The sequence below is a fragment of the Xanthobacter sp. 126 genome, assembly GCF_000526175.1.
GTDB classification, from domain to species: domain Bacteria; phylum Pseudomonadota; class Alphaproteobacteria; order Rhizobiales; family Xanthobacteraceae; genus Xanthobacter; species Xanthobacter aminoxidans.
This window is the reverse complement of record NZ_JAFO01000001.1, coordinates 880,718-898,574: the sequence shown is the minus strand read 5'-3', so window position 1 is coordinate 898,574 and position 17,857 is coordinate 880,718. Positions and strand designations below refer to the sequence as shown.

Annotated in this window: 22 protein-coding genes; 13 read left to right on the top strand and 9 right to left on the bottom strand. The window is 66.5% G+C overall.

Annotated features, from left to right (window positions below):
- Positions 1-16: 16 nt before the first annotated feature.
- From XAN126_RS0104210 to XAN126_RS0104175, 8 genes are all read right to left on the bottom strand, one after another.
- On the bottom strand, positions 17-952 hold the full coding sequence (locus XAN126_RS0104210; protein WP_024277353.1) for an ABC transporter ATP-binding protein: 936 nt from the start codon (positions 950-952) through the stop codon (positions 17-19).
- A gap of 5 nt (positions 953-957) precedes the next feature.
- Positions 958-1,797 (bottom strand): nitrate ABC transporter permease, encoded by an 840-nt coding sequence (gene ntrB / locus XAN126_RS0104205; RefSeq protein WP_024277352.1) that lies wholly within the window; start codon positions 1,795-1,797, stop codon positions 958-960.
- A 4-nt stretch (positions 1,798-1,801) separates the two neighbouring features.
- Complete coding sequence (locus XAN126_RS0104200; protein WP_024277351.1) at positions 1,802-3,166, bottom strand: CmpA/NrtA family ABC transporter substrate-binding protein; 1,365 nt, start codon at positions 3,164-3,166, stop codon at positions 1,802-1,804.
- A 73-nt stretch (positions 3,167-3,239) separates the two neighbouring features.
- Positions 3,240-4,418 (bottom strand): FAD-dependent oxidoreductase, encoded by a 1,179-nt coding sequence (locus tag XAN126_RS0104195; protein ID WP_024277350.1) that lies wholly within the window; start codon positions 4,416-4,418, stop codon positions 3,240-3,242.
- Positions 4,415-5,041 (bottom strand): 2-hydroxychromene-2-carboxylate isomerase, encoded by a 627-nt coding sequence (locus XAN126_RS0104190; protein ID WP_024277349.1) that lies wholly within the window; start codon positions 5,039-5,041, stop codon positions 4,415-4,417. Before XAN126_RS0104190 ends, XAN126_RS0104195 begins: the two co-directional genes overlap by 4 nt.
- Before the next feature lie 22 nt (positions 5,042-5,063).
- Positions 5,064-5,927 carry a sulfurtransferase gene (locus XAN126_RS0104185; RefSeq protein ID WP_024277348.1) on the bottom strand — a complete coding sequence of 288 codons (864 nt, stop codon included), beginning with the start codon at positions 5,925-5,927 and terminating at the stop codon, positions 5,064-5,066.
- A gap of 88 nt (positions 5,928-6,015) precedes the next feature.
- Positions 6,016-7,149 carry an acyl-CoA dehydrogenase family protein gene (locus tag XAN126_RS0104180; protein WP_029876693.1) on the bottom strand — a complete coding sequence of 378 codons (1,134 nt, stop codon included), beginning with the start codon at positions 7,147-7,149 and terminating at the stop codon, positions 6,016-6,018.
- Positions 7,150-7,237: 88 nt separating this feature from the next.
- Positions 7,238-7,804, bottom strand: a complete 567-nt coding sequence (locus XAN126_RS0104175; protein ID WP_051460540.1) for an OsmC family protein — start codon at positions 7,802-7,804, stop codon at positions 7,238-7,240.
- 220 nt (positions 7,805-8,024) lie between these two features.
- Between XAN126_RS0104175 and XAN126_RS0104170 the strand changes: the two genes are divergently transcribed.
- From XAN126_RS0104170 to XAN126_RS0104115, 13 genes are all read left to right on the top strand, one after another.
- Complete coding sequence (locus XAN126_RS0104170) at positions 8,025-8,660, top strand: TetR/AcrR family transcriptional regulator (protein ID WP_024277345.1); 636 nt, start codon at positions 8,025-8,027, stop codon at positions 8,658-8,660.
- A gap of 142 nt (positions 8,661-8,802) precedes the next feature.
- Positions 8,803-9,930 (top strand): zinc-dependent alcohol dehydrogenase family protein, encoded by a 1,128-nt coding sequence (locus tag XAN126_RS0104165; protein ID WP_024277344.1) that lies wholly within the window; start codon positions 8,803-8,805, stop codon positions 9,928-9,930.
- A gap of 94 nt (positions 9,931-10,024) precedes the next feature.
- Positions 10,025-10,162: a hypothetical protein gene (locus XAN126_RS28135; RefSeq protein ID WP_155982215.1), complete on the top strand. Its 138-nt coding sequence runs from the start codon at positions 10,025-10,027 to the stop codon at positions 10,160-10,162.
- Between the two features lie 158 nt (positions 10,163-10,320).
- Entirely contained in the window at positions 10,321-10,923 is a 603-nt protein-coding gene (locus XAN126_RS0104155; RefSeq protein WP_024277343.1) for a 50S ribosomal protein L25/general stress protein Ctc, read from the top strand.
- A 78-nt stretch (positions 10,924-11,001) separates the two neighbouring features.
- The gene (gene pth / locus XAN126_RS0104150; RefSeq protein WP_024277342.1) at positions 11,002-11,610 is read left to right on the top strand and encodes an aminoacyl-tRNA hydrolase; all 609 of its coding nucleotides are present in this window, start codon (positions 11,002-11,004) and stop codon (positions 11,608-11,610) included.
- Positions 11,611-11,759: 149 nt separating this feature from the next.
- The gene (gene ychF / locus XAN126_RS0104145; RefSeq protein WP_024277341.1) at positions 11,760-12,857 is read left to right on the top strand and encodes a redox-regulated ATPase YchF; all 1,098 of its coding nucleotides are present in this window, start codon (positions 11,760-11,762) and stop codon (positions 12,855-12,857) included.
- A gap of 9 nt (positions 12,858-12,866) precedes the next feature.
- A complete protein-coding gene (locus XAN126_RS0104140) occupies positions 12,867-13,340 on the top strand; it encodes a MaoC/PaaZ C-terminal domain-containing protein (RefSeq protein WP_024277340.1) in 474 nt (157 codons plus the stop codon).
- Positions 13,341-13,408: 68 nt separating this feature from the next.
- The gene (locus XAN126_RS28130; protein ID WP_155982214.1) at positions 13,409-13,624 is read left to right on the top strand and encodes a hypothetical protein; all 216 of its coding nucleotides are present in this window, start codon (positions 13,409-13,411) and stop codon (positions 13,622-13,624) included.
- A gap of 187 nt (positions 13,625-13,811) precedes the next feature.
- On the top strand, positions 13,812-14,144 hold the full coding sequence (locus XAN126_RS28125) for a hypothetical protein (RefSeq protein ID WP_024277339.1): 333 nt from the start codon (positions 13,812-13,814) through the stop codon (positions 14,142-14,144).
- Positions 14,145-14,210: 66 nt separating this feature from the next.
- Complete coding sequence (locus tag XAN126_RS0104130; RefSeq protein ID WP_024277338.1) at positions 14,211-14,537, top strand: hypothetical protein; 327 nt, start codon at positions 14,211-14,213, stop codon at positions 14,535-14,537.
- Between the two features lie 33 nt (positions 14,538-14,570).
- Complete coding sequence (locus tag XAN126_RS0104125) at positions 14,571-14,915, top strand: hypothetical protein (RefSeq protein WP_024277337.1); 345 nt, start codon at positions 14,571-14,573, stop codon at positions 14,913-14,915.
- Positions 14,916-15,001: 86 nt separating this feature from the next.
- On the top strand, positions 15,002-15,466 hold the full coding sequence (locus XAN126_RS0104120; protein WP_024277336.1) for a MaoC family dehydratase: 465 nt from the start codon (positions 15,002-15,004) through the stop codon (positions 15,464-15,466).
- Positions 15,463-15,948 (top strand): MaoC family dehydratase, encoded by a 486-nt coding sequence (locus XAN126_RS0104115; RefSeq protein ID WP_024277335.1) that lies wholly within the window; start codon positions 15,463-15,465, stop codon positions 15,946-15,948. The genes XAN126_RS0104120 and XAN126_RS0104115 overlap by 4 nt, the downstream gene beginning before the upstream one ends.
- A 7-nt stretch (positions 15,949-15,955) precedes the next feature.
- Here the strand turns inward: XAN126_RS0104115 and XAN126_RS0104110 are convergent, their stop codons facing one another.
- Positions 15,956-17,779 (bottom strand): ATP-binding cassette domain-containing protein, encoded by a 1,824-nt coding sequence (locus tag XAN126_RS0104110; RefSeq protein WP_024277334.1) that lies wholly within the window; start codon positions 17,777-17,779, stop codon positions 15,956-15,958.
- Positions 17,780-17,857 lie beyond the last annotated feature (78 nt).

Sequence of the window (17,857 nt, the reverse complement as noted above, 5' to 3'; positions counted from 1 at the left end):
CGAAGAGGCAGGCCCGTCAGTCGCGCGCGCTGGCGATGGCGGGGAAGGGAATGGTGTTGGCCGGCGCGGGCGCGGGCTCCGGCTGTCGGCCGAGGCGCACCACGGGCGGGTGGCGGCGGTCATAGCCCACCGGCATCTCCGCCTTGAAAGTGCGACTGCGGGAGACGAGGAAATCCACCAGGTGGTTGCGCACCGCGTAGTAATCCTCTTCGCGATGGATGCTGTCGCGGGCGCGCTCCATGGGCAGCGGGTTCTCGACCACCTCGGCGATCATCGCCTCCGGACCATTGGTCATCAGCACGATCTTGTCGGCGAGGTAGATGGCCTCGTCCACATCGTGGGTGATCATGACGACGGTCTGGCCGGTGGACTTGCAGATGCGCCGCACCTCGTCCTGCAACGTGCCGCGGGTGAGCGCGTCGAGCGCGGAGAAGGGCTCGTCCATGAGCAGGATCTTCGGCTCGATGGACAGCGCGCGGGCGATGCCCACACGCTGGCGCATGCCGCCGGAGAGTTCGGCCGGCCGCTTCAGCTCGCTGCCCTTGAGGCCGACGAGATCGATGAAGCGGCGCGCGCGCTCCTCCACCTCGGCGCGTCCCGCCTTGCGCCAGCGGGAGGAAACCGCATAGCCCACATTGCCGATGACGCTCTTCCACGGCAGCAGCGCATGGCCCTGAAAGATCACCGCGCGATCAAGGCTGGGACCGGAAATGGCCTGCCCGTCCACCACCACCACGCCGTCCGAGGGCTCCTCGAGCCCGGCGAGGATGTTCAGCACCGAAGTCTTGCCGCAGCCGGAATGGCCGATGATGCAGATGAACTCGCCCCGCGCCACGGGCAACCAGAGATCCTCGAATATGGTGGTGGAGCCGCCTCCCGCCGCCGGATAGCGCCGGGCGATGCCCTCGATGGAGATGAATTTGGGATCGCTCTCGTTCTTAGCGTTCGCCATGGCCCTCACTCCGGAAACGTCACGCGCTTCTGCAGGCGCGCGAGAATGAGGTCGAGCGCCATGCCGACGACGCCGATGAGCAGAATCCCGACGATCACATTGGCGATGGAGAGGTTGTTCCACTCGTTCCAGACGAAATAACCGATGCCGGTTCCGCCCACGAGCATCTCCGCCGCCACGATGACGAGCCAGGCGATGCCGATGGAGATGCGCATGCCGGTGAGAATGGTGGGCGCGGCTGCCGGCAGGATCACCGTGAAGGCGCGCCGCCACGGCCCCACCTCCAGCGTGCGCGCCACGTTCAGCCACTCCTTGCGCACCGCCCCGACCCCGAAAGCGGTGTTGATGAGCATGGGCCAGACCGAGCAGATGAAGATGACGAAGATGGCCGAGAGGGAGGAATCCTTGATGGTGTAGAGGGCGAGCGGCATCCAGGCCAAGGGCGAGATGGGTTTGAGCACCTGGATGAAGGGATCGAGCGCCCGGTAGGCCAGAGGCGACATGCCGATGAGAAAGCCGATGGGCACCGCCACCAGCACCGCCAGCCCGTAGCCGATGAACACCCGGCCGATGGAATAGAGGAGCTGGAGGCCGAGGCCCTTGTCATTGGGGCCGTTGTCGTAGAACGGCCGCTTCAGGTTGTCCCAGAGCTTGCCCGCCACATCGAGCGGCCCCGGCATGGCGGACTTGGCGCCCTCCGTGGCTATGCCCATCAGCTTGGCATATTCGGGATCGAGCGCCGGCCCCGAACTCGCGCTCGGGGTGACGGCGATCTGCCATAGCGCGCAGAAGGCGACGAACATCAGCACCGAGAGGAGGCCGGCGCGCACGCCGAGGCTCTTCATCCCCTCAGCTCCGCTTGATGGCGAAGGAATTGACGTATTCGGCGGGTTTTGCCGGGTCGAACACCTTCCCCATCACCGAGAACGACTTCATCGTGGTGGCGGGCGGAGTGAGGCCCATCTCCTTCATCACCTTCGCGGCGTCGGTGGCGAGGAAGACCTCGTTGGCGACCTTGGTGTAGTCCACGTCACCCTTCACCTGCCCCCAGCGCTTCATCTGGGTCAGCATCCACACCGCGAAGGAATCCCACGGGAAGGGATCGAAATCGACGCGCTTGGGGTCGTCCTTGATGTTGCCGAGCCCGTCCGCATACTTGCCCACCAGCACCTGCTCCAGCACGATCGGCGGCGCGTTGAGATAGGCTGCCGGCGCGATGGCCTCGGCGATGGCCTTGCGGTTCTCGGCCTTGGAGGCATAGCCGGTGGCATCCACGATGGCCCGCAGCAGTGCCGCGTAAGTATTCGGCATGGTGGAGATGAATTCTTTGCTGGCCGCGAAGGAACAGCAGGGGTGCCCGTCCCACATGGTCTTGGACAAGGAGTGGATGAAGCCGACGCCGTCGAACACCGCGCGCTGGGCCACGTTGTCCGGGGCGAGGAAGCCGTCGATGTTCTCCGCCCTGAGGTTCGCCACCATCTCCGGCGGCGGCACCACGCGCAGCTGAACGTCGGTATCCGGATCGATGCCGTTCTCGGCCAGCAGGTAGCGCAGCAGATAGTTATGCATGGAGAAGTCGTAGGGAATGGCGAGCTTCATCCCCTTCCACGACTTCACATCCATCTTGTCCTTGTGCTTGATGCCGAGCGTGAAGGACTGGCCGTTGATGTTCTCGATGGCCGCCGCGACGAACGGGATCGGGTTCGAGCCCAGCCCCTGCGAGATGGCGAGCGGCATGGGCGCCAGCATGTGGGCGGCGTCGTATTCCTTGTTGATGGTCTTGTCGCGCACCACCGCCCAGCCGGCGGTCTTCACCACCTCCACGTTCAGGCCATGCTTGGTATAGAAGCCCATGGGATGGGCCATGATGATGGGCGTGGCGCAGGTGATGGGGATGAAGCCCACCTTCAGGTCGGTCTTCTCCGGCTTCCCGGTCTGGGCGAAGGCCTCGGTGGCGACATCCAGCGGGAAGAAGGTGGCGAGGGCTGCCGCCGCCGTGGAGGTGCCCACTGCCTTCAGGAAGGCGCGGCGCTTCAGGTCGTTGGGAAACAGCGCCCGCATGAGGCCGGAGGCGACCACCTCCTTGTAGCGCGCCTCATCGGAGAGCGTCGCAGCCCGCTCCGCCGCCGCATGCTCCTCCGCGCTCGCGTGCCGCCCGCACAGGCAGCGGCGCAGCGTGGACTTCAGCGAGAACGGGTTGGAAAACATCGACATCAGGGCTCTCCGTGAGGGCTTGCGATGGACCGGACGAATGTGACGCTGGGATAGGGCAATGCCCGTGCCACGCTCACCCGGGAACAGGAACGGGCGGCGGGGTGGCGAGCGCCTTGCGCGCCAGCATATGGCTTTTGGGATCGTTGACGGAGGCGACCGCGACGAGGCGATCCCCCGAGAAGTACCTGACGCAGAAGCGTCCGGCGGCGACGTCGCCCTCGCATTCGGTGCGGTCGTGCCCGTCGAGAAGGCCGGCGATCTGCAGCTTCACATCATACTGATCGGACCAGAACCAGGGGACCGGATCGTATGCAACCGCCCCACCGCTGATTGCTTTTGCGGCAGCCTTGGCCTGATCGATCGCATTTTGCACGGATTCGAGGCGAACCCGCCGGCGGTAGAGCTTGCTCGGGAAATTGGCCACGTCTCCGGCAGCATAGATGTGGGGCACGCTGGTGCGGGTCGCCTCATCCACCCGGATGCCGTTCTCCATGACGAGGCCGGCATCGGCGGCGATTTCGCCGTTGGGCACCGCACCCACGGCGGAGAGCACGAGATCGGCCGGGAGCACCCGCCCATCGGCAAGTTCCACGCCCGTCACGCCATCGGTGCCCAGAATGCGGGCGACGCCAGTGCCGGTGAGGACGGTGACGCCGTGCCCCTCATGCAGCAGGCGGGCGAAATCCGAGATGGTGGTGCAGGCGACGCGAGCGAGAAGCCGAGGCGCGCCTTCCACCACGGTGACATCAAGCCCGAGCGTCTTCGCCTTGGCGGCCGTCTCCAGCCCGATATAGCCGCCCCCGATGATGACCAGCCGCGCGCCCGGCTGCGCCGCCGCGCGGAAGTGCTTCACATCGTCGATGCTGCGGATGGAGAACACGCCGGGCAGCTCCGCACCCGGCACAGGCAGCGCCCGGGCGCGGGTGCCGGTGGCGATCAGCAGCGCGCCGTAGGTGAGGCGGGCGCCATCGGAAAGCTCCACCTCCTTGTCCACGGGAAAGATGCAGGCGACGCGGGTGGAGAGGCGCATCTCGGCGCCGGCCTCGGCATAAAAGGCGGGCGCCTTCAGCTCCAGCCGGTCCTCGGTCATCTCGCCGCCGAGATAGGCCTTGGAGAGCGGCGGGCGCTGGTAGGGCAGATAGGGCTCGTCGCCGATGACGATGATGGGCTTGCTATAGCCCTCGGCCTTGAGGGAGGTGACGGCCTGTGCCGCCGCCTGCCCTGCGCCGATGATGACGAGCGGCGCGCTCACGACAGATGCTCCTGCGCCACCGGCTCCTGCGCCACACCCAGCGCGGCGGCGACGAACAGCAGCCGGTCCTGGCCGAAATACATCTCGCCGTTCACAAAATAGGTGGGAGAACCGAACACGCCGGCCTCGATGGCGGCCGCGGTGTTGCGCGCGATCTTGTCGGCCGCTTCCACGCTGTCGGAGAGGGTGGCGAGCTTCTCACCATCCAGCCCCACCTCATTGGCGAGGCGGACGAGATTGTCCCGCTCGGAAATCTGGATGTCCCGCGCCCATACGGCGGAAAGGCAGGCGCCGATGAGATCGGCGGGGTCGATGCCCTCAAGCTGCGCCGCCGCGATGAGACGACAGGCGGGAAGCGTATCCGTGGGCCAGAACTTCGGCTCGGTATTGATGGAGATGCCGCGCACTTTGGCCCAGCGCACGATGTCCTGCTTGCGATAGGCGTTGCGCTGGGGCGACTGCTTCGCCGGGGCGGTGGAGCCGCCCTCGGCGAAGACCTTCAGGATGTCGACGGGACGCCACAGGATGTCGGCGCCCGCCGCGCGCGCGATCTCGCGCAGGCGGCCGTGCCCCAGATAGGCATATCCGGACTGGGGGCTGAAATAGCAGATGATCTCGGGCACGGCGGGGCTCCTTTGGCTCGGTTCAGCCGAGGGCCGCGGCCGGGTGCCCCTCCTCGATGGGCAGCGACGGATCGCGCGACCACTCGTTCCAGGAACCAAAATACATCTTCACGTCCTTCACCCCCGCTTCTTTCAGCGCGAGGAAGGTGTTGGAGGCCCGCGCCCCTTTGAAGCAGTAGAGATAGACGGGGGTCTCGGGCGAAATGCCCACGGTGGCGCACTCGGCGAGGATCTCCGCGGAGGACTTGAAGCGCGGCCCTTCGGCAGTCGGCTTCATCATGCGGTACCACTCGATCCACTTGGCACCGGGGATCCGGCCCTTGCGGGGGCAGAAATCCTTGCCATAGGGCGACGAGCTTTCGCCGATCCACTCGTCCACGTCGCGCACGTCGAGCTTGGCGACGGCCGGGTCTTCCACCGCCTTCAGCATGGCGCTGGCATTGATGATGACCTCGCCGGCCGCCTGGTCCACCGGGAAGGTGGCGGCCTTCGGCTCGGGCACGTCGGTGGAGACAGGAAGGCCCGCGGCCGTCCAGGCGGCGAACCCGCCGTGCAGCACCTTCACCTTGGGATAGCCGAGGAAGGTCAGCAGGAAATAGCCGCGGCAGGACTGGCCGAAGCCGGAATTCATCGACTGCTCGTAGATCACCGCCGTCTCGGCGCCGGAGAGGCCGGCCTTGCCGAAGGCGTCGGCGAATTTTTCCGTCAGCTCGGCATAGCCCTCGGGGGTCGAGGTGGCGAGGAAGGTGAAGATTTCATGCAGGTTCACCGCACCGGGAATGTGCCCGGCGGCGTAGCTCGCGGGGTCGCGGGTATCGATGACCACGGTGGGTTCAGACAGGATGAGGGTCGAAAGATCGGACGGCGAAATCAGGATTGCGCTCATGGTGATCCCCTCTTGCGGGTCGGGAGGACACTCTTTCGGAAGGCACCGGGGGCTTTTGCCCCTCATGTTTTGAAACGGGCGGCCGGCCTCAGGCCGGCATCTGGTCCAGCATCAGCTTCAGCTGCTTGGTGGCGGGCGTGACGATGGCGACGAAATAGGCCTCGCGCAGGCGCCGCTGGCAGCGGGAGGCGCGCACATAGCCGCGGGCGCCGCAATGGAGCATGGCGTTGTGGGCGGCTTCGACGCTCTTCTCGCCGGCGAGCAGCCGGGCGGCGACCACGCGGCGCCAGTAGTCCGGGCTCTCGTCGAACGGCGTCTCGGCGAGGGTGTTCACTTCGGTTTCCATGGCCGCCAGCATCTCGCAAAGCTGGTCGGGCTGGACGTCGAGATAGCGGTTCACATGACCGAGGGGCTCCTCCACCTCGCGCATCATGGCGATGCAGTCGCGGATGAGGCCGAAGGCCATGCCGGCCTGGAGCAGGATGAACCCGGCCCGCATCTTCTTCACGAACGACATGGCATCGTGGGCCAGTACCATCTCGTCGGGGATGAACAGATCGCGCACCTGCACGGCGTAGGTGCCGGTGCCGTCCATGCCGAGGAACGGCTCGCAGGGCTTCAGCGTCACGGCCGGCTCGGCGCAGTCGATGATCGCCATGACCGGCGCGGCGCCGTCCACGGCGAAGATGCAGCCGAAGAAATGGTCGGGGCCGAGGTTGGACACCCAGGGCAGGATGCCCTTCACCTTGTAGCCGCCCTCCACCCGCGTGCCCTTCAGCTTCAGGGCTTCAATGCCGAAGAAGGACTTCATGGGGTTGGACAAAGCGGTACCGCCGAGCACATGTCCGGTGGCGACGGCGGCGAGATATTTGGCGCGGGGCGCCTCGTTCTCGGAATTGATGAGGTACCAGACCAAAGTATTCTGGCACCAGGCCATGAAGCCCGTGGCGGCGCAGACCTCGGACATGCGCGACATGCCCTCGATGGCATTGCCCAGCCGGTGGCCTTGAGACAGATGCAGGCGGAAGGCTCCGGCGTCGGCGAAGCGATGAAGCAGCGTTGCAGGATAGGTGCCCTCGTCGATGGCCCGCGCCCAGGCGGAAAGGTCGGTCCGCGCGATCTTGCCGATCTCGGCCAGCGCGATGCCGGCATCGAGATCGACCGCAGCAGGGTCATGCGGCGACAAGGCAGTGACGGCGGCGTGCGACACAGGCAGCGACATGGCGATCCTCAACGGGAAGAGGGCGGGAGCCTGCCCGGCCATTGCCGGGCAGGGATGCAGCCGAAGGCGGCCGGCTGGTCGGCGCCGGTCAGCCCAGCGCCACCTCCAGGTTCACCGGACGCACGAAGGTGTTGGCCACGGGCGACCACTTGGTGACGTGGGAGATGAGCGCCTCGACCTCCTCCTTCGGCACGCCGTCGCACTCCATGTCGACCTTCACGCGCACGTCGGTGAAGCCGACCGGCTTCTCGCTCACGTCGCCCGTACCCCACACGGCGGTGATGTTGAGGTCGCCTTCGAGCTGAAGTTCCAGCTTGCGGACGGTCCAGCCGCGATGCACCGCATTGGCGTGGAGGCCGACGGCGAGGCAGGAGCCGAGCGCGGCCAGCGACGCCTCGGAGGGGTTCGGCGCGGTGTCGTCGCCGAGCAGGCCCGGGGGCTCGTCGACGATGTAGGGCGCGAGATTGCGGATGTAGTTCGCGTGGCGGAAGCGGCCTTCGGCGACGGTCTTGCACTTCAGGGTTTTGATGACCTTGGGGTCCGCCTTGCCGGCCGCGATCAGCTTGGCGAGGCCTTCCTTGTCGATGGGCGCAAGGCAGCCCGTGGTCGCTTCTGGCGCGAGGCAGCCGGTCAGTGCGGTCTGGGGCGCAGTCATCAGGATCTCCTTGGGTCGTGTAGACAGACCGGTCTGTCTTATGCACGCGCCATGCCAGATCCGCCAAAGGCAGCGACGGACTGAAGGAGACCTGCGTTTCCTTATGAGAAATAAGGAAGTGTGGGAAAAGTGGCCGCGGCTTGTCCGGCACGGTTCGTGCCTGTAGAAAACAGACATGTCTGTCTGAGTGCACGCGAAAGCAGCACATTGGTGAGAAGCGATGCAGCAAACGAAGGCAAGCCGCCCCAAGGCCAATCCCCACGCCGCCCCGGACGCGGGCGAGGCGGAGCCGAAGGCGCGCGAGCGCATCCTTCAGGCCGCGACACGCCTGTTCTGCCAGCACGGCATCAATGCGGTGGGCGTGGATGCCGTGGTTGCCGAGGCGGCAACGGCCAAGGCGACGCTCTACAAGTCGTTCGGCTCCAAAGAGCGGCTGGTGGAAGCGGTGCTGGAGCGCGAGGGCGCGGCCTGGCGCGACTGGTTTCTCGGCGAACTGCTGAAAGGCGAGGCAACCGCCCAGATGCGCCTGCGCCGAATCTTCCCCGTGCTCCGCGAATGGTTCGGCGACGCCCGCTTCTTCGGCTGCCCCTTCATCAATGCGGTGGCCGAACACGACAAGGCCGACGACCGCATGCGCCAGATCGCCCTCGCCCACAAGAAGGTGGTACTGGAAACCATCACCCGCCTCGCCGCCGAAGCCGGCGCACGCGATCCCAACGGCGCAGCCCACCAGTTGGGTGTCCTGATTGACGGCGCCATCGTCGCCGCCATGATCACCAAGGACGCCAACGTCGCCCTGCTCGCCGGCCAAACCGCCGACCTGCTGCTGTCCGGCATGGCGGCCGAAGCGGCCTGACGGCACCCTCCGCTTTCCCGCCCACGCTCCATGCGTCCAGAGCGGGAGACGGCTCGCTCCCCCTGCGAAATGCGCAGTCTCCCGCGCTTGACGCTCCGCCCCGCGGCGTCCGAAAACGCGGTAACAGCATCGGGAGGAAAAGATGCAGATCCGCGCCGCCGTCCTGCGCACGTCTCCGGTCAACAAGCCCTATGCGGACACGCGCCCGCTCTCCATTGAAACGGTTCAGCTCGCGCCGCCCCAGGCCGGCGAGGTGCTCATCAAGGTGGCGGCGGCGGGGCTGTGCCATTCCGATCTGTCCGTCATCAACGGCGACCGCCCGCGCCAGCTTCCCATGGTGCTCGGCCACGAGGCGGCAGGCGTGGTGGTGGAGACCGGTCCGGGCGTGGACGATCTCAGCGCCGGCGACCATGTGGTGATGAGCTTCGTGCCCACCTGCGGCACCTGCCCGTCCTGCATGGAAGGCCGCGCCCAGTTGTGCGGACCGGGACAGGCTTCCAACGGCGCCGGAACCCTGCTCGGCGGCGGACGGCGGCTGAAGTGCGACGACGGCACCGACATTTACCACCTGTGCGGCATCGCCGGTTACGGCGAGTATGCGGTGGTCTCGCGCCGCTCCATCATCAAGATCGACAAGGAGATGTCGCTCATCGACGCCGCCCTGTTCGGCTGCGCGGTGATGACCGGCGTCGGCACGGTGGTGAACACCGCGGGCGTGCGGCCCGGCCAGAGTGTCGCCGTGGTCGGCCTCGGGGGCGTCGGTCTCTCGGCGGTGATGGGCGCGGTGGCGGCGGGTGCCGACCAGATCGTCGCCCTCGACCTTTCCCCCCAGAAGCTCGACCTCGCCCGCCAGATCGGCGCGACCGACACCTTCCTCGCCAGCGATCCGGACATCGTGGAGGCGGTGAAGGAAGCGACGCGCGGCGGCGTGGACCACGCCATCGAGATGGCCGGCTCCGCCCCCGCCTTCGAGCTCGCCTACAAGATCACCCGCCGGGGCGGCACCACCACCACGGGCGGCCTCGCCAATCCCAACGCCCGCATCTCCCTGCCGCCGGTGCACCTCGTCGCAGAAGAACGCACCATCAAGGGCAGCTACATGGGCAGCTGCGTGCCCCCGCGCGACATCCCGCGCTTCATGGCGCTGTACAAGCGCGGCAAGCTGCCGGTGAACCGCCTGCTCTCCTCCACCGGGCCGCTCGACACCATCAACGAGAATTTCGACCGCCTCGACCGTGGCGAAGTGGTGCGGCACGTCATCGTCTACTGAGGCCGGGAAGGACGCGCATCGGGGCCGCGGCGGCGCGGCCCCTTCCCTTCCCCGGTGGATCGCCTAATCTGCCGCGGGTTCCCGAGGAGAAGTCATGCGCGTCGCCATCCGTCTCGCCGCCGTCGCCGCGCTGGCCATCGCCGTTTCCGGCTGCGACAAGTGCGGCAACTGGTTCGGTCAGGGTACGCCGGTGGGCAAGCCCGGCGCCTGCCAATCCGCGACGCCGCGCTGATACCCCCTTTTACCGCGCCGCTTCCTTGCATCGGCGGGGCTCCGCCGCTATAAGCGCGCCTTCGCTTTCGGCATGCGCCCCCCTGGAGGCGTGCCGCAGGGCGAAATCGCGCGTCCATACGGATGCGGCGATGGAAACTCGAAATCAGGACAAGTGCCATGACTGCCATCAAGGAACTGAAGGCTGTGGCGCGCCCGCGGGCCGGCAAGGGGGCCGCCCGTGCCGAGCGCCGCGCCGGGCGTGTGCCCGCCGTGATCTACGGCGAGAAGCAGGACCCCATCACGATCTCGCTCGACTTCATCGAGATCAACAAGATCATCTATGCCGGCCACTTTCTCACCACCCTGTTCGAGGTGGACGTGGACGGCACCAAGCACCGCGTCATCCCGCGCGACTACCAGCTGGACGTGGTGAAGGACTTCCCCGTTCACGTGGACTTCCTCCGCGTCTCCAAGGGCACGACCGTGACCGTGGACGTGCCGGTGCACTTCGTGAAGCAGGAAGCCTCCCCGGCGCTCAAGGCCGGCGGCACCCTGAACGTGGTCGCCCACACCGTCGAGCTGGAATGCCCGGCCGAGTCCATCCCGGAAGCCATCGAGGTCGACCTCACCGGCGCCGCCTATGGTGACGCGTTCCACCTGTCCTCCCAGAAGCTGCCCGCGGGCGTGACCTGGGCCGGCCAGGGCGACGACACCCTCGCCACCATCGTCGCCCCCGTGGGCGCCGAGGAGGAGCCGGCGGCGGAAGAGCCCAAGGCCTGAGCGGATCGCTGACGATCCCGGGCGCCGCGCTGGTCTAGAAGCCGCGGCGCCCCGTTTTCCGGGCCGGAGATCCGCCTCATGTTCCTGTTCGCAGGGCTCGGCAATCCCGGCCCGAAATATGCCGGCAACCGGCACAATGTCGGCTTCATGGCCCTCGACGCCATCTGCCGCCGCCATCGCCTCGGCCAGCTGCGCCGCCGCTTCCAGTCCGCAGCCGCCGAAGGCGAGATTGCCGGCGAGAAGGTCATCGCGCTCTTTCCCGAGACCTTCATGAACGAGAGCGGCCGGGCCGTTGCCGAGGCCCAGCGCTTCTACAAGATCCCCCTCGACCACATCTTCGTCTTCCACGACGAGCTGGACCTGCCCCCCGCCAAGGTGCGGATCAAGAAGGGCGGCGGCAATGCCGGCCATAACGGGCTGAGGTCCATCACCGCCCAGTGCGGCAACGATTACTGGCGCATCCGCCTCGGCATCGGCCATCCCGGCGACAAAGCGCTGGTGCATGCCTATGTGCTCAACGACTTCGCCAAATCCGAAAAGGGCTGGGTGGATGCCGTCAGCGACGCGTGCGCCGATTTCGCCGAACTGCTGGTGAAGCAGCGCCCCGACGAATTCCAGAACCGCACCCACCTCTTCCTCGAAGCCCAGGGCTTCGGCGAGCAGAAAAGGGTCGGCGAGAAGGGCTGAGGCCCCACACACCACCATGGCCCCTGCTTCGGCGGGTTGCGCACCCAAGGCCCGAGGGGCTATGCGATCCCCCAATGGTCGCAGCGCGGCCTGATCCTTATCTCCATCCTGCAGCCGCACCGGCGGGCGGGTGCAACTCCGGGCATTCCATGGGCTTCAAATGCGGCATCGTCGGGCTTCCCAACGTGGGCAAGTCCACCCTCTTCAACGCGCTCACCCAGACGGCGGCGGCGCAGGCGGCGAATTATCCGTTCTGCACCATCGAGCCGAACGTGGGTGACGTGGCGGTGCCCGATCCGCGCCTCGACACGCTGGCGGAGATCGCCGGCTCGGGCGCCATCATCCCCACGCGCCTCACCTTCGTGGACATTGCCGGCCTCGTGCGCGGTGCCTCCAAGGGCGAGGGCCTCGGCAACCAGTTCCTCGCCAACATCCGCGAGTGCGACGCCATCGCCCATGTGGTGCGCTGCTTCGAGGATGGGGACGTGACCCATGTGGAAGGCAAGATCGCCCCCGTGGACGACATCGAGACCATCGAGACCGAGCTGATGCTCGCCGACCTCGAATCCCTGGAGAAGCGCGCCGCGGCGCTGGAGAAAAAGGCCAGGACCTTGGACAAGGAGGGCAAGGACACCCTCGACCTCATGACCCGCGCCCTGGTGCTGCTGCGCGAGGGCAAGCCCGCCCGCTTCGCCGAGGTGAAGCCGGAAGAGGAGAGGATGTTCTCCCAGCTGGGACTGATGACCGCAAAGCCCGTTCTTTATGTGTGCAATGTGGAGGAGACCTCCGCCAAGGCGGGGAATTCCCTCTCCGCCCAGGTGTTCCAGCGGGCGAAGCTGGAAGGCGCCATGGCGGTGGTGGTCTCGGCCAAGATCGAGAGCGAGATCGCGGTTCTCCCTCCGGAGGAGCAGAAGGAGTATCTGGAGGCCATCGACCTGGAGGAGCCGGGCCTCAACCGGGTGATCCGCGCCGGCTACGACCTGCTGCACCTCGTCACCTATTTCACCGTGGGGCCCAAGGAGGCCCGCGCCTGGACCATCACCAAGGGCACCAAGGCCCCGGCGGCGGCGGGCGTGATCCATACGGACTTCGAGAAAGGCTTCATCCGCGCCGAGACCATCGCCTTCGACGATTACGTGAAGTTCAAGGGCGAGGCCGGGGCGCGCGAGGGCGGCCGCTTCCGCCTGGAAGGCAAGGACTACGTGGTCGCCGACGGCGACGTGCTGCACTTCCGCTTCGCCAACTGAGGCTCCGTGATGGTCGGGGCCGGGCCGCAGTTACTCGGCCGCTTCACCTTCACGGCCGGGGAGATCGTGCGCTTCGCCCGCGCCTACGATCCCCAGCCCTTCCATGTGGATGCGGAGGCCGCGGCATCCTCGCCCTTCGGCGGCCTCATCGCCTCCGGCTGGCACACGGCCTCCATGTGGATGGGCCTGTTCGTGCGCGCCCACGGCGCGGTGGCTGAGGACCTGCCGGAGGACCATGCGGCGGTGATCGCGCCGGTGGGTGTCGGCTTCGGCATGACCGACCTGAAATGGCTCGACCCGGTGCGCGCCGGCGACACCGTGACCTTCTTCACCGAAATCCTCGACGCCCGCCCCAGCGGCAGCCGGCCCGGCTGGACCATCTACCACCGCACCGGCAGCGCCCGGCGGGAAGATGGGACCGAGGTGATCCGCTTCGAGCTGAAGCATCTGGCGCCGGACGCGCGAGAACCGCGCAGCCCTTAGCACGCCCTAGTTTCAATAAGGAATATAATCCTACATCATCTCCTTCGGATTGACGGAGGAGAGAGGCTGTGTCGCAGACAGATGCAGAATTGGATGCCCTCGACCGATTGCGCCGCCTCACGCGGCGGCTGAATCTCGAAGTCGCGACGTGGCGCCTCAAGCTTGCATTGAAGGGCGGTTATGATCCCAGCCTGCCGCGTATCCCCAGTGGCGAGCCGGGTGGCGGGCGGTGGGCCGGAGGCAGCGACGGCAGCACCGGGTCCAAACCCGCAGGCGCGGAGTGACGTGTGTCGATGGCGGCGCGGCGCATCTCGCCAGCGGCGGAAGCGGAGTGCGAACGCTTGAACAAGATGGACACGATCTACTGCAACGCTATCAAGAATCCCGCATGCCACGGTCAGGCATCGGAACGTTACGCTGCCTGCCTAGCCGGAAGGCCGATTCCTCCCCTCCCATTTTGAGAGAATTAAAATGTTAATACTTACCCACAAACTCCATCTGAAACGCCTCGAAGGGGAAGTTCCAATCGAAATCCGAATTTACAAGCCAGAACCGAAAGACGGCTGCTGGGCCTGCGCTTTCGAAATCGACTGGCCGGAGGGCACCAAGGCCATGTCCGGCGCCGGCTTCGATGCATTGCAGGCGCTGGTGATATCCTTGCAGATGATCGGCATCCAAATCTACACAAGCTCCTATCATCACGACGGAGCCCTTCGCGCCTACGATACCGAAGAGGGCTATGGATTTCCCGTCTCCCGCAACGTCCGCGACGTGCTGATCGGCGCTGACAAGATTTATCTCTAGTCACTGTGAATACACGTGCGGAGCGAAGCAGGATTTGGCTGCCAGTTGCTTGTTTGGAAATTTATAATGCTCATCCTGACCCATACTCTGCATCTCAACCGACCCTCCGGTAAGGTTCCTATCGAAATCCGCCTGTATCAGCCCCTCCCAACGGGTGCGTCCTGGATATGCAATTTCGAGATCGACTGGCCGGAGGTCCGATTGGCTCGCCATGGCGTAGGCGAAGATGCGCTGCAGGCACTGGTCATCGCGCTGCAGATGATCGGCGCCCAGATCTACACGAGCCCGTATCATGAGGACGGCAGTTTGCGCGCGCCTACGACCGCGAGGACGGCTACGGCTTCCCCGTCCCAAGCAATCTGCGTGACCTGCTCATCGGCGTCGACAAGATGAGCTTCTGATTTCAGCCCTCCGCGGAGCCCCGCCATGGTGATCCTCACGCGCACCCTTTTCATCAGGGGCGAGTCCGGCGACACGCCGGTGGAGATTCGCCTTTACCAGCCCGAACACCTCGTGGAGGACATTGGAGAGTCCTGTGGCTGCCGCTTCGAGATCGACTGGCCGGATGAGCCCAAGAGCATGGTTGTCCACGGGGCGGATGCCCTACAGGCGCTCATTCTTTCCATGATGTGCGTCGGCGTGCACCTCTATGTGTCCGAGTATCACGACGACGGCGTGCTCTACGCGCCCGTTCGCGAAGGCGGCTACGGATTTCCTGTCACTCAGAACCTCCGCGACCTTCTGGTGGGGCGCGACAAGGACCTCTTTTGAGCCGGACGCCCCAGTCATCCCCACGCCCAGCTTGACGTTTGCGTCATCCTCGCCTTCCATCGGCCTCCAACGACAGGGAGGCCGCCTTGCCCGACATCTTCTTCGAAGATTTCATCATCGGTGAGGTGAAGACGTTCGGCTCGCACAAGGTCACGGAGGAGGAGATCCTCGCCTTCGCCCGCGAGTTCGATCCCCAGCCCATGCATCTCGATGCGGCTGCGGGCAAGGCGTCCCTGCTCGGCGGGCTGGCGGCCTCCGGCTGGCATTCCTGCGCCATCATGATGCGGCTCGTCTGCGACGGCTTCCTGCTGCGCACTGCCGGCATGGGCTCGCCCGGCGTTCCCGAGAACAAGTGGCTCGCCCCGGTCTTCCCCGACGATGTGCTCACGCTCCGCCGCACGGTGCTGGAGAGCCGCACCTCCAAGAGCAACCCGGACATGGGCCTCGTGACCTTCCGCTTCGAGCTTCTGAAAGCCGACAAGAGCGCCGCCCTGGACCAGACCTGCGTGGTCATGGTCGGCCGCCGCAATCCGGGAGCGCGCCTCGCATGATGTATTTCGAGGAAGTCGAGGCGGGCGCCACCGCCGCGCTGGGCAACCACACCTTCACCGAGGCGGAGATGCTGGCCTTCGCCCGTCTCTACGATCCCCAGCCGTTCCATGTGGATCCGGAGGCGGCGCGCCGCAGTCCGTTCGGCGCGCTGGTGGCCTCCGGCTGGCACACGGCCGCCATGTGGATGAAGTGCTTCGTCGCCTCCAACATGGCGCTGCCCAAGGAGGCCTCCAGACCCGGCGAGGAAGGCGTGCCGGGCGGTGGCTCTTTCGGACCGGCCTCGGGCTTCACCAAGCTGCGCTGGCTGAAGCCGGTCTATGCCGGCGACACCATCTCGTTCGCCACCGAGGTGCGGGACAAGATCACCATCAAGTCCCGGCCCCAATGGGGCTTCCTGCGCACCTACAATTCAGGGACGAACCAGCACGGGGATCTGGTCATCGATTTCGAGAGCACAGTGCTGATGCGGCGCCGCCCCTGAGCGGGGCCTACCCTTCGAGTTCCTCTTTCAGGATTTCAAGGCGCAGCCATTCCTCTTCCGCTGCGTCGAGGGCCGCCTGCGTCTCCGCCAGCGCCGCCGAGGCCTTGTCGAAGCGCGCAGGGTCGCGAGCGTAGAGCGCAGGGTCGGCGATTTCGGCGGCGAGCTTCTCCAGCTTGGCGCGCAGGTCGTCCATGGTCTTGGGCAGCGTCTTGAGCGCGTGCTGCTCATGGAAGGAGAGCCGTCGCTTCGCCCCGGCGGCAGCTGCCCCCTTGCCGGCCTCGGGCTTCGGCTCGCCCGCCTTGGCCTTCGACGCGGGCGCCCCCTTGTCCCGGGCCTCCACGCCGCGTCCGCGCTGGGACAGCATGTCCGAATAGCCGCCGGCATATTCGCGGAACATCCCGTCCCCCTCCGCCATGATGACGCTGGAGACGGTACGGTCCAGGAAGTCACGATCGTGGCTGACGAGGATGACGGTGCCGGGATAGTCGGCCACCATCTCCTGCAGAAGGTCGAGGGTTTCGAGGTCGAGGTCGTTGGTGGGCTCGTCCAGCACCAGCACGTTGGAGGGCAACGCCAGCGCCCGCGCCAGCATCAGCCGGCCGCGCTCGCCGCCGGAGAGCACCGAGAGCGGGGCATTGGCCTGCTCGGGGGTGAAGAGGAAGTCCTTCAGATAGCCCATCACGTGCTTGGGCACGCCGCCCACCTGCACCTGGTCCGAGCCGCCTCCGGTGAGGGCATCGCGCAGGGTGGTGCCGGGATCGAGCGCCGCGCGCTTCTGGTCGAGGCTGGCGACTTCGAGATTGGTGCCGAGCCTTACCGTGCCCGAATCGGGGGCGAGCTCACCGGTGAGCAGCTTGATGAGCGTGGTCTTGCCGGCGCCGTTGGGGCCGATGATGCCGATGCGGTCGCCACGTAGGATGCGGGTGGAGAAATCCTTCACCACCTCCCGCGCGCCGAAGGCCTTGGCGATGTGCTTCGCTTCGATGACGAGCTTGCCGGAGGCCTCCGCCTCGCTCACCGCCAGCTTGACGTTGCCGACCGCGCGGCGCTCATCGCGGCGATCCTTGCGCATGGAATGCAGCAGGCCCAGCCGGCGCACATTGCGCTTGCGGCGGGCGGTGACGCCGTAGCGCAGCCAGTCCAGCTCCGCGACGATCTTGCGGTCGAGCTTGTGGCGCTCGGTCTCTTCCTGTTCCAGCACCTCGTCGCGCCAGGCTTCGAACGCGCCGAAGCCCTGCTCCAGCCGCCGGGTCTGGCCGCGGTCGAGCCAGACGGTGGCGCGCGAGAGGGTTTCGAGGAAGCGCCGGTCATGGCTGATGAGCACCATGGCGGACTTCAGCCCCTTCAGCTCGCTTTCCAGCCATTCGATGGCCGGCAGATCGAGGTGGTTGGTCGGCTCGTCCAGCAGCAGCACGTCCGGCTCCGGCGCGATGACGCGCGCCAGAGCGGCCCGGCGGGCCTCGCCGCCGGACAGGTGAGCGGGGTCTTCCTGTCCGGTGAGGCCCAGCTCGGTGAGGAGATATTGGGCGCGATAGGCATCGTCGCCCGGTCCAAGCCCGGCCTCCACATAGGCGAGCGTCGTCGCATAGCCGGAAAAGTCCGGCTCCTGCTGGAGATAGCGCACGGTGGTGCCGGGCTGGAAGAAGCGCGTGCCGGAATCCGGCTCGACCAGCCCAGCCGCCACCTTCAGCAGCGTGGACTTGCCTGAGCCGTTGCGACCGACGAGGCACACCCGCTCGCCCGCCGACACGGAAAGCTCCGCGCCGTCGAGCAGAGGGGTGGCGCCGAAGCGCAAATGGATGTCCTGGAGGAGAACGAGCGGAGGAGCCATGGGGCCGGATTAAAGCCCTCCGGTCCGGAACGCAAAGGCCGTTCGCGCGGGACGACACTTTGCGCCGATCGTCTCCCG

Bases quoted from the DNA above. Each gene is read 5' to 3' on its own strand.
- XAN126_RS0104180 (WP_029876693.1), bottom strand. From the start codon at position 7,149: ATGTCGCTGCCTGTGTCGCACGCCGCCGTCACTGCCTTGTCGCCGCAT.
- XAN126_RS0104185 (WP_024277348.1), bottom strand. From the start codon at position 5,927: ATGAGCGCAATCCTGATTTCGCCGTCCGATCTTTCGACCCTCATCCTG.
- ychF (WP_024277341.1), top strand. From the start codon at position 11,760: ATGGGCTTCAAATGCGGCATCGTCGGGCTTCCCAACGTGGGCAAGTCC.
- pth (WP_024277342.1), top strand. From the start codon at position 11,002: ATGTTCCTGTTCGCAGGGCTCGGCAATCCCGGCCCGAAATATGCCGGC.
- XAN126_RS0104170 (WP_024277345.1), top strand. From the start codon at position 8,025: ATGCAGCAAACGAAGGCAAGCCGCCCCAAGGCCAATCCCCACGCCGCC.
- XAN126_RS0104175 (WP_051460540.1), bottom strand. From the start codon at position 7,804: ATGACTGCGCCCCAGACCGCACTGACCGGCTGCCTCGCGCCAGAAGCG.
- XAN126_RS0104115 (WP_024277335.1), top strand. From the start codon at position 15,463: ATGATGTATTTCGAGGAAGTCGAGGCGGGCGCCACCGCCGCGCTGGGC.
- ntrB (WP_024277352.1), bottom strand. From the start codon at position 1,797: ATGAAGAGCCTCGGCGTGCGCGCCGGCCTCCTCTCGGTGCTGATGTTC.
- XAN126_RS0104165 (WP_024277344.1), top strand. From the start codon at position 8,803: ATGCAGATCCGCGCCGCCGTCCTGCGCACGTCTCCGGTCAACAAGCCC.
- XAN126_RS0104200 (WP_024277351.1), bottom strand. From the start codon at position 3,166: ATGTCGATGTTTTCCAACCCGTTCTCGCTGAAGTCCACGCTGCGCCGC.
- XAN126_RS0104210 (WP_024277353.1), bottom strand. From the start codon at position 952: ATGGCGAACGCTAAGAACGAGAGCGATCCCAAATTCATCTCCATCGAG.
- XAN126_RS28135 (WP_155982215.1), top strand. From the start codon at position 10,025: ATGCGCGTCGCCATCCGTCTCGCCGCCGTCGCCGCGCTGGCCATCGCC.
- XAN126_RS0104110 (WP_024277334.1), bottom strand. From the start codon at position 17,779: ATGGCTCCTCCGCTCGTTCTCCTCCAGGACATCCATTTGCGCTTCGGC.
- XAN126_RS0104130 (WP_024277338.1), top strand. From the start codon at position 14,211: ATGCTCATCCTGACCCATACTCTGCATCTCAACCGACCCTCCGGTAAG.
- XAN126_RS0104140 (WP_024277340.1), top strand. From the start codon at position 12,867: ATGGTCGGGGCCGGGCCGCAGTTACTCGGCCGCTTCACCTTCACGGCC.
- XAN126_RS0104125 (WP_024277337.1), top strand. From the start codon at position 14,571: ATGGTGATCCTCACGCGCACCCTTTTCATCAGGGGCGAGTCCGGCGAC.
- XAN126_RS28125 (WP_024277339.1), top strand. From the start codon at position 13,812: ATGTTAATACTTACCCACAAACTCCATCTGAAACGCCTCGAAGGGGAA.
- XAN126_RS0104155 (WP_024277343.1), top strand. From the start codon at position 10,321: ATGACTGCCATCAAGGAACTGAAGGCTGTGGCGCGCCCGCGGGCCGGC.